The 26,474-nt window shown below is 40.5% G+C and carries 27 protein-coding genes; 15 read left to right on the plus strand and 12 right to left on the minus strand.

Annotated elements, in window-relative coordinates; all coding sequences use genetic code 11:
* The first annotated feature begins 73 nt into the window (after positions 1–73).
* The 10 genes from AC6H44_RS02610 to AC6H44_RS02655 all read left to right on the plus strand — a co-directional run bounded on the left by AC6H44_RS02610 (position 74) and on the right by AC6H44_RS02655 (position 12,122).
* Positions 74–337: a DUF4212 domain-containing protein gene (locus tag AC6H44_RS02610; RefSeq protein WP_008464847.1), complete on the plus strand. Its 264-nt coding sequence runs from the start codon at positions 74–76 to the stop codon at positions 335–337.
* Between the two features lie 10 nt (positions 338–347).
* The gene (locus tag AC6H44_RS02615; protein ID WP_500737332.1) at positions 348–2,072 is read left to right on the plus strand and encodes a sodium:solute symporter family protein; all 1,725 of its coding nucleotides are present in this window, start codon (positions 348–350) and stop codon (positions 2,070–2,072) included.
* 104 nt (positions 2,073–2,176) lie between these two features.
* Positions 2,177–4,015: a DUF294 nucleotidyltransferase-like domain-containing protein gene (locus tag AC6H44_RS02620; protein WP_500737333.1), complete on the plus strand. Its 1,839-nt coding sequence runs from the start codon at positions 2,177–2,179 to the stop codon at positions 4,013–4,015.
* A 4-nt stretch (positions 4,016–4,019) separates the two neighbouring features.
* A complete protein-coding gene (locus tag AC6H44_RS02625) occupies positions 4,020–4,643 on the plus strand; it encodes a 3'-5' exonuclease (RefSeq protein WP_500737335.1) in 624 nt (207 codons plus the stop codon).
* Positions 4,644–4,817: 174 nt separating this feature from the next.
* Positions 4,818–5,831, plus strand: a complete 1,014-nt coding sequence (epd, locus tag AC6H44_RS02630; RefSeq protein ID WP_500737337.1) for an erythrose-4-phosphate dehydrogenase — start codon at positions 4,818–4,820, stop codon at positions 5,829–5,831.
* 50 nt (positions 5,832–5,881) lie between these two features.
* Positions 5,882–7,057: a phosphoglycerate kinase gene (locus tag AC6H44_RS02635; protein ID WP_500737339.1), complete on the plus strand. Its 1,176-nt coding sequence runs from the start codon at positions 5,882–5,884 to the stop codon at positions 7,055–7,057.
* 211 nt (positions 7,058–7,268) lie between these two features.
* A complete protein-coding gene (fba, locus tag AC6H44_RS02640) occupies positions 7,269–8,333 on the plus strand; it encodes a class II fructose-bisphosphate aldolase (RefSeq protein WP_008111197.1) in 1,065 nt (354 codons plus the stop codon).
* Between the two features lie 640 nt (positions 8,334–8,973).
* Positions 8,974–9,663: a phosphate regulon transcriptional regulator PhoB gene (phoB, locus tag AC6H44_RS02645; RefSeq protein WP_500737340.1), complete on the plus strand. Its 690-nt coding sequence runs from the start codon at positions 8,974–8,976 to the stop codon at positions 9,661–9,663.
* Between the two features lie 76 nt (positions 9,664–9,739).
* Positions 9,740–11,074, plus strand: a complete 1,335-nt coding sequence (gene phoR / locus AC6H44_RS02650) for a phosphate regulon sensor histidine kinase PhoR (RefSeq protein WP_500737342.1) — start codon at positions 9,740–9,742, stop codon at positions 11,072–11,074.
* Between the two features lie 79 nt (positions 11,075–11,153).
* On the plus strand, positions 11,154–12,122 hold the full coding sequence (locus tag AC6H44_RS02655; RefSeq protein WP_500737343.1) for a PstS family phosphate ABC transporter substrate-binding protein: 969 nt from the start codon (positions 11,154–11,156) through the stop codon (positions 12,120–12,122).
* 74 nt (positions 12,123–12,196) lie between these two features.
* Here AC6H44_RS02655 and AC6H44_RS02660 read toward each other — a convergent pair whose 3' ends face one another.
* The 8 genes from AC6H44_RS02660 to sfsA form a co-directional block, all read right to left on the minus strand.
* On the minus strand, positions 12,197–12,436 hold the full coding sequence (locus AC6H44_RS02660) for a hypothetical protein (protein ID WP_500737344.1): 240 nt from the start codon (positions 12,434–12,436) through the stop codon (positions 12,197–12,199).
* Positions 12,437–12,466: 30 nt separating this feature from the next.
* Complete coding sequence (gene panC, locus AC6H44_RS02665; protein WP_500737346.1) at positions 12,467–13,315, minus strand: pantoate--beta-alanine ligase; 849 nt, start codon at positions 13,313–13,315, stop codon at positions 12,467–12,469.
* The gene (gene panB / locus AC6H44_RS02670; RefSeq protein WP_500737347.1) at positions 13,315–14,109 is read right to left on the minus strand and encodes a 3-methyl-2-oxobutanoate hydroxymethyltransferase; all 795 of its coding nucleotides are present in this window, start codon (positions 14,107–14,109) and stop codon (positions 13,315–13,317) included. The genes panC and panB overlap by 1 nt, the downstream gene beginning before the upstream one ends.
* Before the next feature lie 30 nt (positions 14,110–14,139).
* Complete coding sequence (gene folK / locus AC6H44_RS02675; protein ID WP_500737349.1) at positions 14,140–14,625, minus strand: 2-amino-4-hydroxy-6-hydroxymethyldihydropteridine diphosphokinase; 486 nt, start codon at positions 14,623–14,625, stop codon at positions 14,140–14,142.
* A gap of 3 nt (positions 14,626–14,628) precedes the next feature.
* On the minus strand, positions 14,629–15,978 hold the full coding sequence (gene pcnB / locus AC6H44_RS02680; RefSeq protein WP_500738361.1) for a polynucleotide adenylyltransferase PcnB: 1,350 nt from the start codon (positions 15,976–15,978) through the stop codon (positions 14,629–14,631).
* Between the two features lie 254 nt (positions 15,979–16,232).
* On the minus strand, positions 16,233–17,129 hold the full coding sequence (gene gluQRS / locus AC6H44_RS02685) for a tRNA glutamyl-Q(34) synthetase GluQRS (RefSeq protein ID WP_500737350.1): 897 nt from the start codon (positions 17,127–17,129) through the stop codon (positions 16,233–16,235).
* Positions 17,130–17,142: 13 nt separating this feature from the next.
* The gene (gene dksA / locus AC6H44_RS02690; RefSeq protein ID WP_500737351.1) at positions 17,143–17,586 is read right to left on the minus strand and encodes an RNA polymerase-binding protein DksA; all 444 of its coding nucleotides are present in this window, start codon (positions 17,584–17,586) and stop codon (positions 17,143–17,145) included.
* Between the two features lie 282 nt (positions 17,587–17,868).
* A complete protein-coding gene (gene sfsA, locus AC6H44_RS02695) occupies positions 17,869–18,588 on the minus strand; it encodes a DNA/RNA nuclease SfsA (protein ID WP_500737353.1) in 720 nt (239 codons plus the stop codon).
* Positions 18,589–18,704: 116 nt separating this feature from the next.
* On the opposite strand from sfsA, the gene pepB reads away from it, so the two are divergent.
* On the plus strand, positions 18,705–20,003 hold the full coding sequence (gene pepB, locus AC6H44_RS02700) for an aminopeptidase PepB (protein WP_500737354.1): 1,299 nt from the start codon (positions 18,705–18,707) through the stop codon (positions 20,001–20,003).
* Between the two features lie 173 nt (positions 20,004–20,176).
* Positions 20,177–20,743, plus strand: a complete 567-nt coding sequence (locus AC6H44_RS02705) for a phosphoribosyltransferase (protein ID WP_500737355.1) — start codon at positions 20,177–20,179, stop codon at positions 20,741–20,743.
* Between the two features lie 43 nt (positions 20,744–20,786).
* Here AC6H44_RS02705 and AC6H44_RS02710 read toward each other — a convergent pair whose 3' ends face one another.
* Complete coding sequence (locus AC6H44_RS02710) at positions 20,787–21,443, minus strand: Crp/Fnr family transcriptional regulator (protein WP_500737357.1); 657 nt, start codon at positions 21,441–21,443, stop codon at positions 20,787–20,789.
* Positions 21,444–21,715: 272 nt separating this feature from the next.
* Here AC6H44_RS02710 and AC6H44_RS02715 point away from each other — a divergent pair, with 272 nt between their 5' ends.
* Positions 21,716–21,952, plus strand: a complete 237-nt coding sequence (locus tag AC6H44_RS02715; RefSeq protein ID WP_500737359.1) for a uroporphyrinogen decarboxylase — start codon at positions 21,716–21,718, stop codon at positions 21,950–21,952.
* 29 nt (positions 21,953–21,981) lie between these two features.
* Here AC6H44_RS02715 and AC6H44_RS02720 read toward each other — a convergent pair whose 3' ends face one another.
* The 3 genes from AC6H44_RS02720 to AC6H44_RS02730 all read right to left on the minus strand — a co-directional run bounded on the left by AC6H44_RS02720 (position 21,982) and on the right by AC6H44_RS02730 (position 24,324).
* The gene (locus tag AC6H44_RS02720; protein ID WP_500737361.1) at positions 21,982–23,670 is read right to left on the minus strand and encodes an amidohydrolase; all 1,689 of its coding nucleotides are present in this window, start codon (positions 23,668–23,670) and stop codon (positions 21,982–21,984) included.
* A gap of 172 nt (positions 23,671–23,842) precedes the next feature.
* Entirely contained in the window at positions 23,843–24,079 is a 237-nt protein-coding gene (locus tag AC6H44_RS02725) for an EF-hand domain-containing protein (RefSeq protein ID WP_500737362.1), read from the minus strand.
* Between the two features lie 8 nt (positions 24,080–24,087).
* Positions 24,088–24,324, minus strand: a complete 237-nt coding sequence (locus tag AC6H44_RS02730) for an EF-hand domain-containing protein (RefSeq protein ID WP_500737364.1) — start codon at positions 24,322–24,324, stop codon at positions 24,088–24,090.
* A gap of 165 nt (positions 24,325–24,489) precedes the next feature.
* On the opposite strand from AC6H44_RS02730, the gene AC6H44_RS02735 reads away from it, so the two are divergent.
* Positions 24,490–25,944 carry a HAMP domain-containing sensor histidine kinase gene (locus AC6H44_RS02735; RefSeq protein ID WP_500737366.1) on the plus strand — a complete coding sequence of 485 codons (1,455 nt, stop codon included), beginning with the start codon at positions 24,490–24,492 and terminating at the stop codon, positions 25,942–25,944.
* Between the two features lies 1 nt (position 25,945).
* The gene (locus tag AC6H44_RS02740) at positions 25,946–26,473 is read left to right on the plus strand and encodes a hypothetical protein (protein WP_500737368.1); all 528 of its coding nucleotides are present in this window, start codon (positions 25,946–25,948) and stop codon (positions 26,471–26,473) included.
* Position 26,474: the final 1 nt, after the last annotated feature.

Genomic DNA, 26,474 nt, shown 5'->3' on the forward strand with positions numbered 1-26,474 from the left:
GCGTTGCTAAATTGATAAACGAATATAAAAAACCACCCATCGTAATACTGCGATGGTTAAAGGGGAAAATAAAATGGCTTTTAAAAATGAAGAACAAGCAAAAGCTTATTGGGCCGAGAACATTTCATTACTGTTTAAGTTATTAGCAGTCTGGTTTGTGGTCTCTTTTGGCTTTGGCATATTACTGGTTGATGTACTGAACGAGGTACGTTTTTTTGGGTTTAAACTTGGCTTCTGGTTCGCCCAGCAAGGCGCGATTTATACCTTTGTAGCTTTGATTTTTGTGTACGTTTTCAAAATGAATACGTTAGATAAAAAATATGGCGTAGACGAATAGGAGCTAAGCAATGGATGTTCAAATACTCACATTTATAATTGTCGGTTTAAGCTTTGCGCTTTATATTGGCATTGCAATCTGGGCCCGTGCTGGGTCTACAAATGAATTTTATGTTGCTGGTGGGGGTGTACCGCCACTGGCTAATGGTATGGCAACCGCTGCAGATTGGATGAGCGCTGCTTCATTTATTTCAATGGCAGGTATTATCTCGTTTGCGGGTTACGATGGAAGTGTTTACTTAATGGGGTGGACAGGTGGTTATGTATTACTTGCTATGTGTTTAGCGCCTTACTTGCGTAAATTCGGTAAATTTACTGTCCCTGATTTTATTGGTGATCGTTACTACTCACGTACTGCCCGTATGGTTGCTATTTTATGTGCTATCTTTATCTGCTTTACTTATATTGCTGGCCAAATGCGTGGGGTAGGGGTGGTGTTTTCTCGTTTCTTAGAAGTTGAAATTGAAACGGGTGTATACATAGGCATGATTATTGTTTTCTTTTATGCTGTACTCGGTGGCATGAAAGGGATTACTTACACGCAAGTTGCGCAGTATTGTGTACTAGTATTTGCTTATTTAGTACCGGCTATTTTCATTTCAATGATGGCAACAGGTCATTTCTTCCCACAAACAGGTTTTGGTGCCACCCTAAGTGATGGCTCTGGTGTGTATGTACTGGATAAACTTGATGGCTTAAGTACTGAACTTGGTTTTGCACAGTACACTGAAGGCTCTAAGAGCATGATTGATGTATTTGCAATCACAGGTGCACTTATGGTCGGTACCGCCGGTTTACCCCATGTAATTGTTCGCTTTTTCACTGTACCTCGCGTAAAAGACACGCGTATTTCAGCGGCGTGGACACTGGTGTTTATTGCGATTGTTTACACAACGGCGCCTGCTGTTGCTTCGTTTGCACGGGTAAACATGATTGACACAATTAACGGTAAAGATGGCAGTGGCACAGCGTATGCTGAGGCACCTACATGGATTAAAAACTGGGAGCGTACAGGTCTAATTACCTTTAATGATAAAAACGGTGACGGCAAAATGTTTTATACGGCGGGTAAGATTGATGATCCAAACAGCGCTAATGAAGTTAACGTTGACCGCGATATTATGGTACTGGCAAACCCTGAAATCGCTGATTTACCAGCCTGGGTTATTGCCTTAGTTGCTGCTGGTGGTATTGCCGCGGCGCTCTCTACAACGGCAGGCTTACTTTTGGTTATTTCAACCTCGGTATCGCACGATTTACTTAAACGAACACTTAAACCTGATATAACCGACAAGCAAGAATTACTTGCAGCGAGGTTAGCAGCAATGGTTGCCATTGTAATATCGGCTTACTTTGGTATTAACCCGCCAGGTTTTGTGGCCTCGGTTGTTGCCTTTGCCTTTGGCCTTGCTGCGGCAAGCTTCTTTCCAGCGATTATTATGGGGATTTTCTCTAAATCAATGAACAAATTTGGTGCGATTGCAGGCATGGTAACCGGTATTACCTTTACTGCGGTTTACATCATTTACTTTAAATTTGTTAGCCCTGAGCTAAACAGCCCAGAATACTGGTTCTTAGGTATTTCTCCTGAAGGTATTGGTTTAGTCGGTATGGTAATTAACTTTGTAGTAGCTGCGGTTGTTATGAAAATGACCAAACCGACACCAATAGAAATTCAAGAAATGGTGGAAGGCATTCGTAACCCTTTAGGGTCTAGTGAAGCGCATGCTCATTAATCTTCACACATTATGAAACTACACATCAAAGCCCGACTTTAGTCGGGCTTTTTATTTGTTCAAAAAATGACTACATTAATTAAATATATTAATAAAGGTGATTTATGAGTAAAGAGCAACAGGAAGTCGCACAATTTGTATCTAAGCAAGCACCATTTGCTGCACTTCAAGACAGCGCCTGCAATTATTATGTAAACCATCTCGACAGTATTTATTTAACCCGAGAAAACCAAACGCAATGGCTTAATAGTGAACACCCTAAATTATTTTTAATTCGCTCTGGATTATATGATTTAGTGGATGGTAAAGGCGATACAGTCACGCGATTAACTCAAGGCGATTATTTTGGTTACCCGTGTTTATTAACGGGAGATGCAATACAAAATCACTTAGAAGTACAAAAAGAGGGCATAGTGTATATGCTCGACCAAACGCACTTTGATTATTTACGCCGAGAATACAAAGCCTTTGAGCAGTATTTTGTTCGCGCTCACGCAAATAGGTTGTTGTCATCGCATTATAAAAGCAACAGTGATACTTGGTCAGAGCGAAAAATATCACAGATCATGAGCCGTAAAGCGATTACGCTTTCTCCTGATACTAGTATTCGCTATTGTGCGAAAAAAATGCAAGAACAGGGCGTATCATCGATGATGATCATCGAAAATGATCATCTTGTGGGGGTGGTGACTGATCGTGATTTACGTAATCGAGTGCTTGCTGATGACGTTGACCCCGACAAAGCGGTTTACAGCATTATGACCACCAAGCCTAAGTTTATATTTGAGAATAACCGCGTGTTTTCAGCATTGCACTTAATGCTAAAACACAATATACATCACTTACCAGTGCTCAACGAGAACCATAAACCTCTGGGAATGCTTACGAGTAACGATTTGTTACGCCAACAAAAAAGCGATCCGGTGCAGCTTATTGGTCGCATTTATAAAGCCCATAATGTGGCTGATTTAAAACGTTATGCGAAAGAGATCCCTGATTTATTACGAGGCTTTTCAAATAATATTGACGATATTTCGCTGATTGGAAAATTACTCAGTGGTTTAACCGATGCATTGACCTCACGGCTCATTTTTTTATTTCAACAAACGCATGGCATTGCGCCCACGAGTTTTAGTTTTATTTGCTTTGGTTCGCAAGCACGCGAAGAGCAAACGCTGCACTCTGATCAAGATAACGGATTATTACTACCCGATGACCTAAATGATGAGCAGCACGCCTACTTTAAACACATGGGTGAATTTGTTTGTGAAAACTTAGTTGAATGCGGTATTCGCCGTTGCCCAGGTAATATTATGGCCAGTAGTGATTCATGCAGAATGAGTATCAGTGATTGGCGTGCGCGTTTTTTAAGCTGGATCACCAGCCCGACACCCCAAGCGATGCTCAATTGTAAAATATTTTTTGATCTGCGCTTTATTGAAGGATCAAACTCGTTATACAGTCAGTTTTGTGAAGCGTTAACCGATATTTCTCGCAATGATCTTTTTTATGCGGCAATGGCCAGCGATGTAAACACCAATAGTGCGCCAATTGGCTTATTTAATAATTTTAAAACCGAAAAAACGCAGCAACATCACAAATACATTGATCTTAAAAAACGCGGAGTGGTGATCATTAACGATCTAGCGCGGCTTTATGCATTAAAAGTAGGTATTCGCCGCGCTAACACACAAGAGCGCCTTGATGCGTTATTAAAATATTCGCTGTTGAGCAAAGAAGACATTTACAATTTAAAAGATTGCTGGCGATTTTTAACTCAGTTGCGTTTGCGCACACAAATAAATGAGGAAGGTTTACCCAGTAACTGTATTAACCCAGATAAACTCAATTCGTTAGAGCGTCACCAACTTAAAGAGGCGTTTTATTTAGTAAAACAAGCACAGCAGGGCGCGGCGTTTAAATTTGCGCGTGGGAGTTTGTAAAATAATGATTAAGCAATTAATTACTCGTTATTTAAAACGCCGCCACGCGCTTGCGCAAAACGCGCTAAAGCAGCGTTATCTGGTGATTGATTTAGAGCTAACTGGGCTTGATCCTAAATTGCATGAAATTGTATCGGTTGCCTGGGTAGTGGTTGATAATCAATGTATTAAAAACAGTCAGTCGCAGCATTTAGTTAATAAAGAGGTAAAAAGTTTAGAGCAAAGCCCCGTTTTTCACGGCATCAGCAGTAATTCACTTACGCAAGGACAAAGCCTGAAAAGTATTTTAATGTCTTTAAGTGCTCATTTTAGTGACTGCATTTTAGTGTTTCATAATGCCATGCTCGATTGGGGTTTTTTAAAATTAGCACTTAAAAATGCGGGTATTAGTCAGCGTCCTAAGCTAATTCTCGATACTTTACAAATAGAAAAAAAGCGCCTACTCAAACAAGGTAGCGATATAAAACTAGACGATTTAACCCTTCATGAATGCCGTAAACGATACGATTTACCGAGTTATCATTGTCATCATGCTCTAACCGATGCACAAGCAACTGCTGAATTGCTACTAGCCCAGTGCCATCGAATAAGTGTTGGTAAAGCACTAAAAGTAGCCGTCTTGACGTAGGTTGGGTAGAGCGAAGCAAAACCCAACGATAAAGTACGATGTGGTTATTTACGACGTTAATTTAAAGTTTCTAATGCTTGGCTCTTATAATCACAGGCAAGGTCGATTACAATACCGCCATCTAAAGGCGACATGGCCTTTCTCTGAACGTAACTAGAGTGGATCTTATATTTCATGGCAATCAAACTTGCAATTAATGGTTTTGGTCGTATTGGTCGAAATATTGTCCGTGCACTATACGAATCAGGCTTGAGTGACGAGATTAAAATTGTTGCGATTAACGAATTAGCCGACCCTGACGCTATTGCCCATTTATTAAAATACGATACTTCTCATGGCCGTTTTGCTTACCCTGTAACCTTAGGTGAAGACACCCTAGTGGTTGCCAATGACACCATTGCATTATTTTGTGAACAAAATCCGCTGGAGTTACCTTGGCATACCCTTGATGTTGACGTAGTACTTGAATGTACCGGTGTATACCACTCCCGTGAACATGCGCAGCTGCATTTAACAGCAGGGGCTAAAAAAGTATTGTTTTCACATCCTGCTGATAATGATGTAGATGCCACAATTGTTTACGGTATAAATGACGATGAGCTTAAATCCGAGCATACTATTGTCTCTAATGGTTCGTGTACAACGAATTGTATTGTGCCTGTAATTAAAGTACTTGATGATGCCTTTGGCATTGAGTCAGGCGCTATTACTACTATTCATGCGTCAATGAACGATCAGCAAGTGATAGATGCGTATCATCATGATTTACGCCGTACGCGTGCTGCCAGCCAGTCTATTATTCCGGTAGATACAAAATTAGCCCGAGGTATCGACCGAATTTTACCTAAATTTAAAGGCCGCTTTGAGGCCATTGCTGTGCGTGTTCCGACCATTAATGTGACCGCAATGGATTTAAGTGTAACGGTAAATACAGATGTTGATTTAAGTGCGGTTAATAGCGCGCTTAAAGCACAAGCTAAAGATCGCCTTGAAGGTATTTTAAGTTATACCGAAGAGCCGTTGGTATCGGTTGATTTTAATCATGACCCCCATTCTTGTATTATAGATGGCACACAGACACGTGTTAGTCATAAACGGCTGATAAAGTTATTAGTTTGGTGTGATAACGAGTGGGGCTTTGCAAATCGCATGATTGACACCGCGCGTGCTATGATGGCATTTAAGTAATATTCTAAACGTATATTTTAGGTTCAGTATCGTTAACTAAGGAGATGTTCATGTCGGTCATAAAAATGGCAGATTTAGATTTAAACGGCAAACGCGTATTAATTCGTGAAGATTTAAATGTACCCGTTAAAGCAGGAAAAGTGACGTCAGATGCACGTATTCGTGCTGCGTTACCTACTATCAAACTAGCGTTAGAGAAAGGCGCAAAAGTGATGGTTATGTCACACCTTGGCCGTCCTACGGAAGGGCAATACGAAGAAGCGTTTTCATTGGCACCCGTTGTCGATTACTTAAATGATGCACTTGAGCAAACCGTTCGGCTAGAAAAAGATTACCTAAATGGTGTAGATGTTGCAGATAATGAAGTGGTTGTGTTTGAAAACGTGCGTTTTAATAAAGGCGAGAAAAAAGACGACGAGACATTATCAAAGCAATTAGCTGCATTATGCGACGTATATGTAATGGATGCCTTTGGTACGGCACATCGCGCGCAAGCATCGACTCATGGTGTGGGTTTATTTGCTGATGTGGCGTGTGCTGGTCCGCTATTATCAGCTGAGCTTGAAGCGCTAGGTAAAGCACTTAATAACCCAGCACGCCCGCTAGTGGCGATTGTGGGGGGCTCTAAGGTGTCAACTAAATTAACCGTATTAGATTCGTTATCTAAAATTGTTGACCAACTTGTTACCGGTGGTGGTATTGCTAATACGTTTATTGCCGCTGCGGGTCATCCTGTCGGTAAGTCACTTTATGAAGCTGACTTAATGGCTGAAGCAAACCGCTTGTGCGCTGCAGCTAAAGCTAACAACGGTGAAATTCCGGTACCCACTGATGTGGTTGTGGGGAATGAGTTTTCAGAATCAGCTGTAGCTACACTTAAAGATGTAAGCGAAGTGACCAGCGACGATATGATTTTTGATATTGGCCCTGATACCGCAAACAAACTTGCAAAAATTATTGCAAATGCAGGCACCGTTTTATGGAATGGCCCTGTAGGTGTATTTGAATTTGATCAGTTTGGTAATGGCACACGTGCTATTGCAAAAGCCATTGCTGATTCAAACGCATTTTCTATTGCTGGTGGTGGTGACACGCTCGCGGCAATTGATAAGTACGGCATTAGTGATAAAGTATCGTACATTTCAACTGGTGGTGGTGCGTTCTTAGAGTTTTTAGAAGGCAAAAAATTACCGGCAGTTGCCATGTTAGAATCACGCGCTAAATAATACTTTTGGGTATTAGCTAGCCGTAAAGCCGATGCGTTAATAGCGCATCGGTTACAATTAACGAGTAAGTACCTCTCACTTTTATTTAGTCGTTAATCATATGAATTTTAGGTCATTTGCCTTTTAATTCATGGCGCAGTGATTGCGCCAAACTAACAAATCCGTTCAAACTAGGTAGTAAAATAACTACCGATAAATTGGAGAATACCCAATGGCTTTAATCAGTATGCGACAACTTCTGGACCATGCCGCTGAGCATGGTTATGGTGTACCCGCGTTTAATGTAAATAACCAAGAGCAAATGCGCGCAATTATGGAAGCGGCTGATAAAACAAACAGCCCTGTTATTGTGCAAGGTTCTGCGGGCGCACGTGCGTATGCCGGTGCACCTTTTATTCGTCATATGATTTTAGCGGCAGTTGAAGAATGGCCACATATTCCTGTTGTTATGCATCAGGATCACGGTACGTCACCGGGTGTATGTCAACGTTCAATTCAGTTAGGTTTTTCATCAGTGATGATGGATGGCTCGTTAATGAGCGATGGTAAAACACCTTCAAGCTACGATTACAACGTTGATGTAACACGTAAAACAGTTGAAATGGCACACGCATGTGGTGTTTCAGTTGAGGGTGAGCTAGGTGTATTAGGGTCACTTGAAACCGGTGAAGCGGGTGAAGAAGACGGCGTTGGTGCTGAGGGTAAACTGACCACAGAGCAAATGCTAACGAATCCAGAAGAAGCGGCTGATTTTGTAAATAAAACCCATGTTGATGCACTGGCTATTGCCTGTGGTACATCACACGGTGCTTACAAATTTACGCGCCCACCAACCGATGATATTTTAGCGATTGATCGCATCAAAGAAATCCATGCACGTATTCCAAACACCCACTTAGTTATGCATGGCTCGTCTTCTGTACCGCAAGAGTGGTTAGAAGTGATAAACCAATACGGTGGCGAAATTCCTGAAACGTATGGTGTGCCAGTAGAGCAAATTGTTGAAGGGATTAAATACGGTGTACGTAAAGTAAATATTGATACTGACTTACGTTTAGCCTCTACCGGTGCAATTCGTCGTCATTTAGCGATGAACCCATCTAACTTCGATCCTCGCAAATTTTTAGCGGCTGCAACACAAGCGATGACTGATATTTGTATCGCCCGTTACGAAGCGTTTGGCACAGCGGGTCAAGCAAGTAAAATTAAGCCAATTTCATTGGATGAAATGCACCTTAAATACTTAAGCGGTGAGCTAAATCCAAAAATAAAATAATGAGCCTATAATAGCGATCTATCGCATTTATTATAAAAAGCCAGTTGCGTATGCACTGGCTTTTTTGATCTGTGGGAGATCAGTATTTTACTTACCGATTAATTTGGGATCACTCTATTACTAACTAACCTTATCTGGGATCATTACTTTACTAAGTGAAGGGCTTAAAGTGATGCATTTTGCACTTTTAAGTGTCGAATATCATAACGTATGGATAAAAATCACACAGAAAATCATTGGTTTAACTTTGTTAGTGGGTAAAATAGTGATCCGTGAAGGGATCTACTTGATAAAACGTTGATCCAGGTATTTAAGATTATAATAAACAAGATCTAAATAGTGCTACGCGGGGCCTACTTTTTATTATTAAGCGTAACAAATAGGTGTTTAAACTAGGCTAGTTAGTAATTTGATGATCTTATGTTAATAGCATAAACAGTGACTTTAATGGCTAACCCATTTTACTGAAAACCACTTTTTATTTACTGCTTAAGATGATAAAAATATGACATATTTAATTTTTTGTCACTAATTTGTGTTTTTTTTACGCTCATTTTGATTTACGCGTTACACTTTAATAAAAATGTCATACTTAGTCATAATAATGAAACCTACTCAATAGCCTAAGAGATAAATTGGAATGTCACGTAAAGTATTAGTCGTTGATGACGAAGCACCTATCAGGGAAATGTTGGTTTTTGTTTTAGAACAAAATGGCTTTCAAGCCATTGAAGCACAAGACTATGATTCTGCAATTGCGGCAATGGTTGAACCTTATCCAGATATGGTGTTACTCGATTGGATGTTACCTGGGGGAAGTGGAATTCAAATCGCTAAAAAATTTAAACAAAGCGAATACACACGTCAAATCCCTATCATTATGCTCACAGCCCGTGGCGAAGAAGAAGATAAAATACGCGGTTTAGAAGTGGGTGCCGATGATTACGTTACTAAACCGTTTTCACCTAAAGAGCTTATGGCTCGGATTAAAGCCGTTATTCGCCGTGTTGCTCCTACCTCTCTTGAGGAAGCCATTGAAGTACAAGGTTTACGTTTAGATCCCATTTCGCATCGTGTCACCTCAGGCGATAATGAGCTGGATATGGGGCCTACAGAGTTTAGACTGTTACACTTTTTTATGACCCATCCAGAGCGTGTTTATAGCCGTGAACAATTACTTGATCATGTTTGGGGTACTAACGTGTACGTTGAAGACAGAACCGTCGATGTTCATATTCGCCGTTTGCGTAAAGCGATTTCTACGCTTGGACACGACCGTTTGGTACAAACAGTACGCGGAGCGGGTTATCGCTTTTCGAGTAAATTATAGTGTGCTTAGTAAGTCACAATCTATTAACCTAGTTCAGTCAACCTGTCTGCTAGCGTTTATAAGGTAAAAAGCGTGTATGTATCGAGTTATTAACAAACGGGCGTTAACAAAGCGGCTGTTTGTCTATTTTATCCCTTTACTTTTAATTGGAGTGTTAATTAATGCTCCATTTTTGATGCTGTTTTTGGGCTCTTTTACGCTACTTATGTGGCACTACCACCAACTTTATCGCTTAAGTGATTGGCTGCATAATCAACGCAGTTTTAACCCACCCGAAGGGGAGGGCTCATGGGAGCAAGTATTTGAAGGTATTTATCAGTTACAAAACCGTAATCGTAAAAAGCGCAATGAGCTGGCTGAGCTGATACGCCGCTTTCGTGATGGTGCAGAAGCCGTCCCCGATGCGGTTGTTGTGTTGCAAAATAATTTATCTATTGTCTGGTGTAACCAGTTAGCACTTACAGTATTAGGTTTGCAGTGGCCTGGCGATCATGGACAACGGTTAGATAATTTAATTCGCGATCCTAAATTTGCAAAATACATGCGTCGTAGGGAATTTAGCGATGCGCTGGAGCTTGAAAGTGGTCATAATGATGAGCAAATACTCGAGTTTAGGGTGATGCATTATGCGAATACTCAGTTACTTGTTGTAATACGCGACATTACCCGGTTAAAGCGATTAGAACAAATGCGCAAGGACTTTGTTGCTAATGTATCTCATGAGCTTAGAACACCTTTAACGGTAATAGCGGGTTACCTTGAGATGCTTGATGGTGATGCATTGCCCCCACCTGCAATGTGGAATAAAGCACAAAATACCATGCTAGAGCAGTGCAAGCGGATGGAAAGTTTAGTTAATCAATTACTTTCTTTATCGCGAATAGAAGGCGCAAAACAACACGATAAGGATAAAGCTATTAATGTTCCGCAATTGCTCACATTGATTGAAACTGAAGCACGCTCCATTAATCAAGATAAAGGCCACCAGCTTGTTTTTAATATCGATACATCACTTGATATTACCGGTGCTGAAGATGAGCTAAGAAGTGCATTTTCAAATTTAGTCTTCAATGCTATTTATTACACTAAACCGGGTGGCAAAATTGAGGTATGTTGGCAGCGCAATAATGGACAAGCATACTTTAGTGTGACTGATAATGGTGATGGTATTGCGCCAGAACATATAAACCGACTAACTGAGCGCTTTTACCGAGTGGATAAAGCCAGAAGCCGCACCACAGGTGGCTCAGGGCTAGGGCTTGCTATTACTAAACATGTACTGACACGTCATGGTAGCCAACTAAAAATTGACAGTGAACTGGGTAAAGGGTCTTGTTTTTCTTTTACGTTTTTAAACGATAGGGTTATTTCTTTTTCACCATTAGTGGGTAGTCATAAAAGTGTCATTTAATAGTCATACCATTGTCATGTGCTGGCTATAGAGTGAAACACAGTTAGTTAATGGGACGAACAAATTGGAGAACCCCAAAATGAAGTTTAAAAATTTAGTTGCCGCTATGGGTGTGGCTGTTACAACATTTGTATCTGCACAAGCAATCGCATTAGAAGACGGTATTCCTGAATATCAAAAAATCAGTGGTGTTTCGGGTAATTTCTCATCAGTTGGCTCTGACACATTAGCAAACATGATGACATTTTGGGCTGAAGAATATAAACGCATTTACCCAAATGTAAATATTCAAATTCAAGCCGCAGGCACCTCGACTGCGCCACCAGCGCTAACCGAAGGAACTGCAAATATGGCTCCTATGAGCCGTGCTATGAAATCAAAAGAGATAGAAGCATTTGAAAAACGTTTTGGTTATAAGCCAACTCAAGTACGTGTAGCAGTTGATGCATTGGCGGTATTTGTTCATAAAGATAACCCTATTGAGGGGTTAAGTATTCAGCAAGTCGATGCTATTTTCTCATCAACACGTAAATGTGGCGCATCAGAGCAAGTAAATCGTTGGAGCGATGTAGGGTTAACCGGTGATTGGGCTGCAAAAGATGTGCAGTTATACGGACGTAACTCTGTATCGGGCACCTACGGTTACTTCAAAAAAGAAGCATTATGTAAAGGTGATTTTCGTAACACTGTAAACGAGCAACCGGGTTCAGCTTCTGTTGTACAGTCAATTTCATCATCGTTAAATGCAATAGGCTACTCTGGAATTGGTTACTTAACATCAGGTGTGCGTACCGTACCACTTGCTAAAAGAGGCACTGATTTTGTAGACGCAACGTTTGAAAATGTAGCGCAAGGTAAATACCCACTGTCGCGTTTTTTATACATATACATTAACAAGCATCCTAACAAGCCACTTTCACCTATTGATGCAGAGTTCTTAAAAATGGTACTTTCACAAGCGGGTCAAAAAATAGTAGAAAAAGATGGTTACATCCCTCTAACGGCTCAGTTAGTTGAACTGGAACTTAAAAAGTTAGGCTTACAATAAACAGTTTATAAGTAAACAACAGAAAACCGCTCACTGAGCGGTTTTTTTTGTTTTACAATTTATGCCGATTGGAATTAGTCAGCTTTACTTAAATTTTCAGCTTGCACCTTGCATTGATTATACGCCTCAATACATTTAGATGAACAAACCTGCGCTTTTAAGCTATCGATGGTTGTTTGCTGCTCACAGCTAATTTCACATTGATAACTCTGTTGAGCACATTGATTAAGTGCGGGATTGGTTGTTTGGCTCTGGCACCCTGCAAATATTACAAATGAAAAAGCTGCTAGCGAAATTTTAATGAAAGTATTCATGCTTATCCTTAAAGTAAGGCTACACCAGCATTAAACGTCGACTTGAATATTGTCGATTAATCTAACGCTACCCAAATAGGCGGCAGCTAAAATTACAAATCGTTTGTCATCAAGTGTAGCAGCTTTTAATGTATCTCGTTGAGCTATCGAAAAATAATCTGGTTTTAGGCCTGCGTTAATTAACCTTGTTTTGGCATCACTTTCAAGCGCTGTAAATTCTTTATTACTGCTTTTAAGCTGCTCAGCACAGTGTTTTAAGGTGTTAAATAAAGCTGTGGCCGTTTGTTTTTCATCATTTGATAAATAGCCATTGCGTGAACTCATGGCAAGGCCGCTAACTTCGCGCATGGTTGGTACGCCAATAATTTCTATCGGTATCGATAAATCCTTGGTCATGGTTTTAACAACTTGTAGTTGCTGAAAGTCTTTTTCACCAAAACAGGCGTAGTCAGGTTGCACTAAATTAAACAGTTTAGTGACAATTGTCGCAACCCCTTTAAAGTGACCAGGACGTGAACCTCCACAATAACCCATTGAAATACCCGGGACATCAACAAAACTTTGAGCTCCTAGGCCATTAGGATAAATAGTTTCTACGCTTGGGGTGAACACAATATCAGTTTCGAGATCAGCTAAACCCTGCTTATCAGCATTTAAGGTACGCGGATAACTGTCTAAATCTTCGTTAGCACCAAATTGCATTGGGTTAACAAAAATACTCACTACCACTTTGTCGGCCAATGTTTTTGCTTTTTCGACCAGTGAAAAGTGACCACGGTGTAAGTTGCCCATGGTAGGAACTAGGGCAACACTTAGCCCCGCTTGACGCCATGCTTTAACTTGACTTCGTAATGATTTTATTTCAGTGATTGACTGCATTATTTAAACTCGTGTTCAGCGCTTGGAAATACGCTGTTTTTAACATCGTTACAATACTTTTTAACAGCGGCAGGCATGTTACCTGTTTCGAGTAAAAAGTTTTTTGAAAACTTAGGAATATAACCTGCAGAAATACCGACTAAATCGTGCATAACCAAAATTTGGCCATCAGTTACATTACCCGCTCCTATGCCTATAGTAGGTATGCTTAGCGAGTCAGTTATACGTTTTGCTAAGGCACTTGGAATGCATTCAAGTACTAATAGTTGTGCGCCTGCGGCTTCTAATGCTTTCGCATCGGCAATAATCTTCTGTGCTTGTGCTTCTTCACGACCTTGGATTTTAAAACCACCAAATACGTGCACAGATTGAGGTGTAAGGCCTAAGTGGCCGCACACCGGAATACCTTGTTGAGTGAGTGATTTTATGCTGTCATGTAGCCATTCACCGCCTTCAAGCTTGACCATGTTCGCCCCCGCACGCATTAGCTCTGCGGCATTTTTACAGGCATCATTGGGGTTTGAATAGGTCATAAATGGTAGGTCAGCAATAACAAACAAATCACGGCTTCCAGCACGTACACAGCGAGTATGATACGCAATTTCTTGGTTTGTCACAGCGAGTGTGTCATCACCCCCTTGTAATACCATACCCAAAGAATCACCCACTAACACAACTTCAACGCCATTTTCATGAAATAACTTAGCAAAACTGGCATCATAAGCTGTTAACGCAGTGATTTTATTACTTTTAGCTTTCATTTTATTTAAAGTTGAAACCGTTATTTTAGACATAATATTCTCGCAGACAGTGGCCTTGGTTAATTACAGCGGTAATTGTTGTAAGTCGTTAAGCGGTAAGTTATTGGTTATCTTTTTGATAGATAAACCGCTTGGTAAAATCAATTCAGGTGCAATTTCTTGCAGCGGGTAAACAACAAATTCTCTTTCGTTTAACCCATAATGGGGCACAGTTAAACGTTCGGTATTTATAATTTGCTCACCAAATAATAAAATATCAATATCCAGTGTGCGAGCGCCCCAGCGCTCAGCCTTTCTGACTCGACCATGCTCCAGCTCAATGGCTTGGGTTAAATCGAGTAGTTGCTCTGGCGCTAGCGAGGTATTAATACAGGCAACCGCATTGATATAATCGGGTTGATCTTGCGGCCCCATAGGTTTACTCGCATAGTAGTGCGAGCACTTTATAAACTCACAGTTAGGTAAGTTTTTAAGCGCAACAATAGCGTTATCAAGTTGTTTTTTAGGAGTATTAAGGTTTGCACCTAACCCCAAATAGACAGGTTGCATTATTTACTCAGCTGGCTTTTTAACCGTGCGGCGGCGAGGTCGTTTACGTGTTTTTGGTCCACCTTGATGACCCAATTCTCGCACCATTTCTTTTTGACCATTGATATCTTGGCTTAAGTACTGTGTCCACCACTGTGCCAGTTCGCTATGTTGTGTTTCACCTGCATCAACGCGCAGTAGTAAAAAGTCATAAGCGGCTTTAAAGCGTGGCTGTTGTGATAAGCGATAGGCACGTTGGCCAGCTCGTTTATCTAAGCGTTGTTGAATATGCCAAATATCACGTGCGCCTAAGGTAAAGCGTTTTGGCACGGCAATATGCTGGGCATTCTCACTCAGCACACTATTAATTGCTTGAGAAAACGCATCGTAGTGAGAAAGTTGCTCTTGGCGTTGAATTTTCTCTGTACGCTCAACCAATGGGAACCAAAGAAGCGCTGCAAATATAAACGCAGGCGTCACTTTTTTCTCGGCATTAATACGCATGTCTGTGTTGGCAAACATTTGTTTAATGAAAACCTCTTCCAATCCACCTGGGTTTTTATCTAGTATGAGGTCTAGCTCAGGGAACAAGGATTTAAATAACCCGTACTTGCGCAGCATTAAAAAGTTTTGTTGTGCTTTGCCATTTAAAAATAGTTTGAGTATTTCTTCAAATAAACGCGCTGGGGGAATGTTATCAAGCAAACTCGCTAATTCGGTAATGGGTTTTTCGCTTGCAGGCGCTATTTGCATATCAAGTTTAGTTGCAAAGCGCACTGCGCGAAGCATACGCACCGGATCTTCCCGGTAACGTGTTTCAGGGTCGCCAATTAACTCAATTTGCTTGGCCTTTATAGCCGCTAAACCATTGGCGTAATCATAAATACAAAAATCGTTAATAGAGTAGTATAAAGCGTTAATTGAAAAATCACGGCGTTCAGCATCTTCTTCAATGCTGCCAAATACGTTGTCGCGAAGCAATTGTCCATGTTCGCTTGACTGACTGATTTGATTTTTATCTTCTTGCGCCTCGTGATGACCACGCATAGTGGCCACTTCAATGATCTCACGACCAAAAACAATGTGTGCTAGACGAAAGCGGCGGCCAATTAAACGGCAATTTCTAAATAGTTTTTTTACTTGATCAGGGGTCGCATTGGTTACAACATCAAAGTCTTTGGGTTGTTGGCCTAACAATACATCGCGAATACAACCACCCACTAAATAGGCATCATAGCCACCATCTTTTAAGCGGTAGAGCACTTTGATTGCATTCGGGCTAAATTGTTTGCGAGAAATACCATGCTCACCTCGAGGGAACACTAACGGTTCACTGCTGATTGCGACCTTTTCGGTACTGGCACTGGGGCCAATAATTTGTCGACAAAATTGAAAAAGCTTGGAAATAATAGTCTGTCTCCTAGAGAAGCGGTTGATTGAATCGCCATTGCAATCAAAACGACAGTGAGTAAGTACCCATAGCACTCTACTGACTGTTTAATGTAATTAGCACATATTTAGGCGGCTATCATATACCAGCAAGGTAGAAAAATTAAGTTGCAGCACTGAAATTAAGCCATTTTTAACGATTTTATTTGAATTTATGACACTTATTTAGTTGAAGAGGATTAAATCTGCATTTCGCGCATAGCTGGAACCCGCTCCAAGTTGAAATTAGCTACCCCCCACGCCAGTAACTGCTCGGTGGTTAAATCCATTAATGACTCATTAACTGGCAAGCCTAAAAAGTTAAATGCACTAATCAAAGTGGGTTTGGGGTTTTGTTTACAAATAGCGGGAGCATAATTTTGTTTGGAAAGCTTAAACCCAGGCTTAGAAACCGCCAGCGGTAAATGTGCAAACTGTGGAATAGGACGATTAAGCTGTTTAAATAAACTGATTTGGCGTGCGGTAGGCTCAATTAAATCGGCCCCACGGACAACACGCGTAATTTTTTGCTCAATGTCGTCAATAACCACCACTAGTTGATAGGCAAATAAACCGTCGCTGCGTTTTATAATGTAATCTTCATGTGCAAGGGCTGAGTTTACTTCAATATGCCCTTGAATAAGGTCGTTATAAGCCACGGTTGCATGGCATTGAGTTAAGCGAAGGGCATGACCTTGTTCACTCAGTTGGCTGTGTTTACATTGCCCTTGATAAATTCCGCCAAGTGCTTTTATTTGTTTACGAGAGCACTGGCAAGCATAAGTTAGCTGTTGCTCTGACAGTGAATTTACTGCATCTTGATAAATGTTGAGGCGCTGAGTTTGATAGACAACGTCTTCATCCCAATTAAGACTATAGGCTTCTAAGGTATTTAGGATATCGGTGGCGGCGCCTTTGACGACGCGAGGAGTGTCTATGTCTTCAATGCGAACTAACCATGTCCCTTGGTTAATTTTTGCATCTAAGTAGCTACCTACAGCCGCCACAAGCGAGCCAAAATGTAACGATCCCGAAGGCGACGGTGCAAATCGGCCACGATAATCAGATACTTGTGCTACAGCGGCTGTAGAGGACATGGGGATAACTTAATTAGCCGCGTCCGGATTGCTTTTCTTTAATTTCTGCAAGTGTTTTACAATCTACGCATAAATCGGCAGTAGGGCGTGCTTCTAAACGGCGAATACCAATTTCGATGCCACATGATTCGCAAAAGCCAAAATCGTCTTCCTTAATTAAAGTAATTGTTTTTTCAATTTTTTTAATTAATTTTCGCTCACGGTCACGAGTACGAAGCTCTAACGAGAACTCTTCTTCTTGTGCGGCGCGGTCAACTGGATCAGGAAAGTTAGCTGCCTCATCTTGCATATGCGATTTTGTACGGTCAACTTCGTTACGTAAATCATTACGCCAAGTTTCTAAAATCGTTCTAAAATGAGCACGTTGTGCTTCATTCATATACTCTTCACCCGGTTTTTCTTGGTATGGTTCTAAACCGGCTTGAGCCAATAAACCATGTCTTTTTTGGTCTGGCATAACTCTCTCCTAAATCCTTAATTTAATGCCTCAGCATTAGCCGGCGGTATAAATAACAGAAACTCATACCCTAGGCAAATTTATTTTTAAATAATCGAATTAGCTTCAACCCTGTTTAGCGATATAAAACTAGCGAAAGCAGTGATTATACTTTTTTATCGCAATATTGGTTTATAAACTGGCCTAGTTATATAGGCAAAAATAATAAAAACAACTTACTTATTACTTTTGGTTAAGTATTTTTTAAGTGTGGTACAACATCAGTATTTTAATACGTGCTATTTATTCAATAAATGCCACTTTTTCAATGAGAGTAACTTCACTGGCAGAAATATGCGCTTTATAAGCTAATACTTCTACGCCTTGCTCAATAGCTTCAGTGAGTAATTGTGCATAGGTTGAGTCAATATGCGCCGCCGCACTTACTTGTGTGATCCCTTGATGTAGCACCGCAAATAGTAATACCGCACGATGCCCTTGTCTTACCATGTCGATTAATTCACGAATATGTTTTTGCCCACGAATTGTTTGTGCATCAGGAAAGTAGCCTTGGCCACCTTGTGGAGACTCTTGGCTTAAAAGCGTGACAGATTTAACTTCGACATAGCAATTTGCTTTATTGTCGCTGGTAAGTAAAAAGTCGATACGGCTGTTTTCAAGGCCATATTTAACTTCACTTTGTAATTGTTGATAACCTGTCAGTTCATTAATAACCCCATTATTAATCGCTTCTTCGACTACTTTATTGGCAATGGTCGTATTGACGCAAATAAGCTGCGATAAATTATTTTGCGTCAGCTCTAATGACTGCGGGTACTTTCGCTTAGTGTTATTGCTGGTGGAGTAAAATGCATTAAATCCAGGATCGGCGCAGCCCGTCATTTTACCGGTATTAGCACAGTGGGAAGTGAAAACAGCGCCATCACTGAGCTCTAAATCAGCTAAAAAGCGTTTGTAACGTTTTAATAAAGTGGCAGATTGTAATGGTGGGGTGTACTTCATTTATTGCTTCCTTAAGTAAAATGGAGGCTGTTTGATGTTATTCACCTCAAGCAGTTGGGAACTTAAGCGCTCTATAGTAGACTCAGTTACACATTTAAGTGCAAGGATATTCTAACATGAGTGAAAAATTTGTTGTTCAATTAAGCGAGCAGTCGGCACCAGGACATTGGGGTGAAAGTGCGTCATTATCTTTTAACGAACACGGCGCAACGATTCATTTATCTGAGCAAGAAACATTAAAAAATGTGCAAAAAGCGGGTCGCACTATTGCAAGCCAAGGCATTAAACGTGTTGTGCTTGAAGGCGATGTTTGGTGTACAGAGAGTCAATGGGCATTTTACCAAGGCTTCGTATCACCAAAAGTATTGCATGGCGTTGAGTTTGTTGATAATGCACAATCGGATTTAAAAGAACTTGCCGATTTAAAAGCATCAGCCACGTGGGCACGTGAAATGATTAACGGCACCGCCGATGACATATACCCAGAGAGCCTTGCTGAAAAAGCGGCTGAATTTATTCAATCATTGGCACCAGAGCATGTTAGTTATCAAATTATCAAAGGCGATGCATTACTCGAACAGCAATGGATTGGTATTCATGCTGTAGGGCGTGGCAGTGAACGCCCGCCGGTATTACTTGAACTTGATTACAACCCGACGGGCGATGATAACGCACCGATAAGCGCTGCACTTGTTGGTAAAGGTATTACCTTTGATTCAGGTGGCTACTCAATTAAGTCAAGTGAAGGCATGTTGGGCATGAAGTGCGATATGGGCGGCGCTGCAACCGTAACCGCAGGTTTAGCGTTGGCAATTAACCGTGGCGTAAAAAAACGCATTAAGTTGTTTTTATGTTGTGCTGAGAATTTAATTTCTGGTAATGCATACAAACTCGGTGACATTTTGACTTACAAAAATGGCACTAGCGTTGAAATTGTAAACACCGACGCAGAAGGACGTTTAGTATTAGCGGATGGTTTAATGGCGGCAGGCGAAACAGGTGCTCCACTTATTATTGATGCGGCAACATTAACGGGCGCTGCGCTTGTTGCAGTCGGTCAAGAATACAACGCATTGTTTGCCCTTGATAAAGAGTTAGTGCGTGAAGTGGAAGATTTTGCGGCACAAGAAATGGAAGCCGCTTGGCCATTACCACTTGAAAAATGGCATCAACAAAGTTGCCCGTCACCGTATGCTGATACTGCAAATAGCCGTGCGCAAAAAGGCGGTGGTTTTGGTGGTGCATCTAACGCCGCGGGTTTCTTGTCTCGCTTTGTGCCAAACGATGGTAAAGGGTGGGTACATATTGATTTAGCAGCTGCATTTAATATGGGCGGTGGTACCAGTCAATGGGCTTCAGGTGCAACTACACAAGGGATGCGTACCGTAGCGCGTACCTTGCTTGAAAAGGCGTAACATACCCTGATTAGGGATGAGTTAAAAAATAGGTGCTTTGGTGCCTATTTTTTTTATCCATCATACAAGCAATTTTGTTTAATTTACGGTAATATCTTCCGCCATTACGTATTTGGGTATCTGTTTACATTAAACTCTACCTAAATATTATACATACCACTGGGATCTTAATTATGTCAGATAAGTGCTATATCACGGCTCAACAATTACTTGAAGACTCATTCCGCGTAGCGGCACAAGTGTATAAAGATGGCTTTCGTCCAGATTTTATTATTGGTATATGGCGCGGTGGTGCTCCAATTGGGATTGCAGTTCAAGAATATTATGATTACAAAGGCATAGAAACCGATCATATTGCGGTACGTACGTCGTCTTACTATGGAATTGGTAAGCAATCAAAAGAAATTAAAGTACATGGATTGCATTACATTGTTGAAAATGCCAATGCGGGTGATTCATTGTTGATTGTTGATGATGTTTTCGACTCAGGTCGCAGCATTTTTGCTCTAAAAGAAAAGCTAGCGGAATTAATGCGTTTAAACTTACCCAATGATATTCGTATTGCCTGCCCATATTACAAGCCAAAAAATTCAAAAGTAGACATAGTGCCAGATTACTATATTCATGAGTCTGAAGAGTGGTTAGTGTTCCCGCATGAGTTGTCAGGTTTAACACCCGATGAAATTATTGCAGGTAAATCTGACTTAGCTAAAATTCACGATATTTTGCTTGAAAAATAAAGAAGACAATAAAAAAAGGCCGTTAAGGCCTTTTTTATTGTCTTTAAAGTTGTGCAAAGCTATCAACGTATTCACTTAACTTTGAAATATCGACAGCTTGCAGTCCCTGCGTGCTTCTTTGCACTAAGTTTTTCTCTACCAGTTCACTCACTACTCGTCGATAAGCACGCTCAGTGGTTGCAAAGCGCTCGGCTTCAGCATTTACTGTTGGGTAGGCACGCAACAATGTTGGGTTGTTATTATTTGCGCGTAATAAACAGTCTTTAGCAATGTTATAACTCAGTGGCAGTAGTAGCTTATCTAAATTTATTTTTTGATTTTCTTGGAATTTAGCCGCAATAGTTTGCGCTGTGTATAAGCTCAATTCAGGTTTATCGAGTAATAATGTACGCCAATGTTTTAGTTCAATAAGGTTGTAGGTTACATCGCTAAAGCAGGTGACTGTGTAAATACAGGGGTTATTATTTAACGCTTCAATTTCCCCAATTAAAGTATTGTTACAGTCGAGCTGACCAAGCAACAGGCGACGTCCATTACCTACATCGTAACTAAACGAGACAGTACCACTGCGTACCAATACCAACTTCGTTAACGGCTGGTCTTGCTGTATTAAAATTTCTTTTTTTGGTTGCTGATAACTACTGCCGGCAAAAGTCAGCAGCTGTTCAACAAGATAACTGGAAAAATGGTATTGAAACATCAATTATGCTCTTCGGACAATTGTCCTATTTATTACACCTTAATGACGATAGCATTAAGATTAAGAATTTATGCTAACTTGCTCACATTATTAACATATTTAATGCTGTGCCATGACCCTCATTCTACCGTGTAATGATTTAAAAATTGTAGGTAAAAACCTGCACATTTTAGGGTTTTATTGGCAAGTTAGCTTTTTTATTTTAGCTGTGATCGGTGTAAATGTACTAAACTTTAAAGTGTAATGCTAACCTAAAGCCTAGGAGAGAACAATTGAGTTGGGAATATTTAGGTTATTTAGCATCTATTTTATTGGTCATATCACTGACTATGACAGATGTAACTAAGCTGCGTTGGTTTAATTTATTTGGGTGTATTGCGTTTACTATTTATGGTGCCGCAATAGGTTCAGTGCCGGTGGCTTTTACCAATGGTTTATTAGCGGTAGTAAATATTTACCACATTATTAGGCTTAATCGTCAGTCTAAAGCGGATACAAAAAAGGGTTAACGTAATTAATTAAGTTAACCCTTTTTTTGTTACTCAGCGTTTGCCGGGTTTTTTTGGTAACGTAGTTTACCCGCTATCCACGTTTGCAATACCTGAGTTTTGTAAAGTCGCTCGATGGGCACTTTAAAGTAATCCTGATCAACCAGTATAAAATCAGCCCATTTACCTTGCTCTAAGCTACCTAGTTTAAACTCTTGGTGCGCAGCATAAGCGCCGCCGAGTGTAAACGCACGTAATGCGTCCTCCCTACTTAATACTTCACTGGCACGCCAGCCGTTTTCAGGCAGTTGATTGTGATCCATGCGCGTTATGGCAGAATATAAGCCGTCAAACGGGTTTGCCAGTTCTACGGGGTAATCAGAACCCGCTGCGATAGTGGACCCTTGATCTAAAAATGTTTGCCAAGCGTAGGCGCCCTGTAGTTGTTTGTTGGTTAAGCGCTGCTCTGCCATATGCATATCTGATGTGGCGTGCACCGGTTGCATGGATGGAATTATTTTCAAGGTTTTAAAGCGAGGGATGTCTTCGGGGGTGACTATTTGCGCATGTTCAATGCGGTTACGTAGTAACATGCCTCCGGTTTGTTTAAATACATTTTGATAAGCATCTAGGACAATCTTATTGGCTCTATCACCAATGGCATGCGTATTAACGCTAAATCCGTTTTTAAAACTAAGAGTGAATAATTGCTCTATTTTTTCTTGATTTTCAAGCATGAGACCAAAGTGATTGGCTCTGTCGGCGTATTCTTCAATCAGCGCGGCACCGCGAGAACCTAATGCGCCATCTGCCGATATTTTTACACTACGAATAGATAAAAAATCGTGTGCATCTTGATAACGTCCCGCTTTAAGCATGACCTCGAAGTCGGGGCTTGCTGCACTTAACATCGCAACCAGCCTCAGCGGTAATGTACCTAACTCTGCGCGTTGTTTATAAACCTGCCACGTGGTTTTATCAATGCCAGCATCATGGGTTGATGTAATACCTAGGCTTAATAAATGGCTCCCCGCGGCATCTAATGCATTACTAACAGACTCTTCACTAGGAGCAGGCATATGCTGGGTAATTAAAGCTTCGGCTTTATCAATAAAAATACCAGTGGGTTTGCCAAACTCATCTTTTATAATTTCCCCACCGTCTGGGGCTAACGTTTCAGCGTTAATGTTGGCAAGTTCAAGTGCTTTTGAGTTAACCCAAATAGCGTGACTATCTACCCGAGACAAAATAACGGGGCGATCCTTAATTACTTTATCTAAATCAGCCGCAGTTGGAAAACGGGTATCTGACCACAGCTCTTGATTCCAGCCGCGACCAATAATCCAACCTTGTTTATTTTCGGCATAGGTTTTTAATTTATTGGTAATTTCGTCCACTGATTTAGCACCACGCACATCAAGCTGCGACAAGGTGTCACCTAAGCCAATCACATGTCCGTGCGCATCAATGAGTCCCGGTAATAAGGTTTTACCATGCGCGTCAATGAGGGTTGCACCCGGGAAACTATTTTTTAAGCTATCGTCACCTGTTTTTATAACTTTGCCATCTTTTATGACCAAAGTGGTAAAGGTGTTTACTTCGCCATGACGCATTTTTCCTTTGTATAAAGGGGTATAGCCGTTGGCATTATAAATCACTTTAGTTTGCGCTATTGCCACACTAGAGACGACGTAAAGGCTGGCTAGTAATATCGGTTTAATTAGTTTTTTCAGTTGCATAAGGGGCATGTTGTTATTATTTGTTCTAACACAGTAGCAAACTCAAATTTAGAATACCAATAGCAAGCGACTAATCAACTATAATTAGGGTATATACGCTCGTTTTTGTTCGAAGCAAAAAAGTGCGAAGTAACAAGCAAAATAGGATTTTATGAATTTATTTTTTAGCCATTTATTTACTGGCGTATAAACTATATTCACTTAATGATAGTTGCGCATCTTTATCACTGTCATAACTGCTAAAGCGTGACCATAAAGCCGGATCGCTGGCAGCTTCCGAGCGCGTTAAAAAGCCATCTTTATTATGGTCAAGCTTTTCAAATTTTGCAGCAATGTAGTTGTGTGTCGCAAAGCTCATACCACTAAAAACAGTAAGCGTTAATAAAATACTATAACGAAGAGGTTTCATATAAGTGCTCAATATCGGTTATTGGTTAGGTAATTCTTAAATTCGGTCAAAGAAATTTTGTTATCTTGATTTTTATCCCATTTTGAAAATGAGTTTAAAAGCTGAGGTTGATTGCTAAGCTCACTGTCGGTTAAATACCCGTCATTGTTTGTGTCTAAATGCGCAAAGCGAAGTTTTACATCAAGTGCAAATGCGTTTTGGCTTATAAATAATAAAGCAGCAATAAGAAAAAGCAGTATTTTCATGGTTGGCGTCTCAAGGCGTATTTTCAATCGGTAGCGGTAATGATACAAAACTAAAGTTGAATCTAAACTTAAGAGGCCTAAATTCAGATAATAAGTGGCCGGTTCAGCAAGTGTATAAGTTAAGCACTTAATAATGGGCGTTCAAAAATAACAAAGGCCTTTTTTATGCCCAAGGTGATGGCTGAAAAATATAAAGGATTAGTAAATTGGCGCCCTAATTTGATTGGCCAATTTGTGATGAGTATGCTGTTGTCACTGTTGCCTTTATCCGTAGTGGTTATTGTGTTTTTAAATGTATTAAATAAGCAATTAGCGCTCACTCAGCAAATTGTTAGTAATAACTACCAAGTAACCAAATCATTTAATACGCTTAAACAAGAGCTCAATAGTTTAGAGCGAGCAACAAGACAAAACTGGGTGTTAAAGAGCGACTCGCTCGATAAGCTAATAGTTGATAAATGGCAATCATCATTGCAAAACATCAATGAGCTTAAGCAGCTATCTAATAGTCAAACAAATATTAAACAGTGGCAGCGGCTAACCAATACTTTGCAAACGGCGCATACAAAACTGGTGGTTCAAGCGCGTCAGCAGGCTGAATTATTTGTGCCAATCAGTGAGATACTCGCTGAACTAACGCAGTGGCTACGTGAGGAAAATGAAGCCAAAATTACTGAAAATCAAATCAAACTAACCAATATTCAAGCCTCTTTTATAAACTGGTTGATTGCGCTAACGCCTTTAACGTTATTTGTTGGTGGCGGGTTTTTGTGGCGCATAAGCGGGCGCTTAAAAAGCTTAACCTCAGTGATTGATAAATTAGGCCAAGGAGATTGGCAGCAAAAAATATCGGTTCAAGGCTCTGCGGAGCTGATTGAGTTAGGTAATAAATTACAATGGGTACAAGCGCAGTTATATATGCTGGAACAACAAAAAGATACATTTTTACGCCATGTTACTCACGAATTAAAAACCCCATTGGCTTCTATGGTTGAGGGCACTGAATTATTAGCCGATGAAATTGTTGGGCCAATAAACAGCGAACAAAAAGCGGTACTTAGCCTGATCAGTCAATCGATGGTGCGGCTGCGAACTATGATAGACAGTTTATTAAACTATAACGCTATTCGCACCAGTAAAGACAATGTCAGTGAAGTGGAATTTAAGCAACTAATAACAAAAGTAAATAACCACTTTGAGCACCGTTTAAATGCACGAGCGCAATCGCTTATTTGGCATAATAATTTACCCAACTCACCTCTATATTTACCACAGGAGTTAATTGAAATGATTCTAATTCAGTTAATCTCTAACGGTTTGAAGTTTTCAGAGTCAAACCAAGCGGTTACTATTTGCTTGAGTTTAGAAAACAACCGCTTGAAAATGCAGGTATCGGATGAAGGGTGTGGTATTAAAGAGCATGAAAAAGAACATGTTTTTGGGGCTTTTTATCAAGGTAAACATAGCAAAGAGATTAGTCTACAAGGCAGTGGTTTAGGCCTTACTATAGTAAAAGAGACGGTTGAGCAGTTACATGGGCAACTCAGTATTGAGCAAAATGAGCCGCAAGGCTGTCAATTTAACATGGTTATTCCCTATAAAAATAAAGGAGTAAAATAATATGTCTGCGCGTTTAATGGCTATTGTATGGCTAACCAGCAGTCTTGTATTTTTATCTGGGTGTGAAGTAACGCACGCACCGGCGGAACCTGAGTTAATTTTAAAACCTCAGCCCGATAATAAAAACAATCAGCCAAATCCAAAACCTCGGCCAAAAGCAGAGCCTATATATCCGCCTGCAGCACGAGTTATTGCTTGGCATGTGCATCAATGCGGTGGTTTTAAGTTAGCGCCGAGTAATGAAATCTATTTAGGGGAGCAAGCACTCAAAGCATTTTTTAAGACAGCGTGTTTAAACCTTAGTAGCGACCCTAATACTGTAATGAGTAAATTACTTAAGTTGGATCAGGCGCACTACTGGCCAGATGATATAAAACACTATTTATGGTTGCAAAAACAGCAAATATTAATGCAAATAAATGAAAAAAAGCAACAGCAAGCATTGAATGCCAAAATGCAAAAAACCTTATCGTCATTAGCCGCAATCGAACAGCAACTTTTATTACGTGAAGAAACCAAGGAGCAGTAAC

The sequence above is a fragment of the Pseudoalteromonas sp. TAP-3C genome (assembly GCF_059888565.1).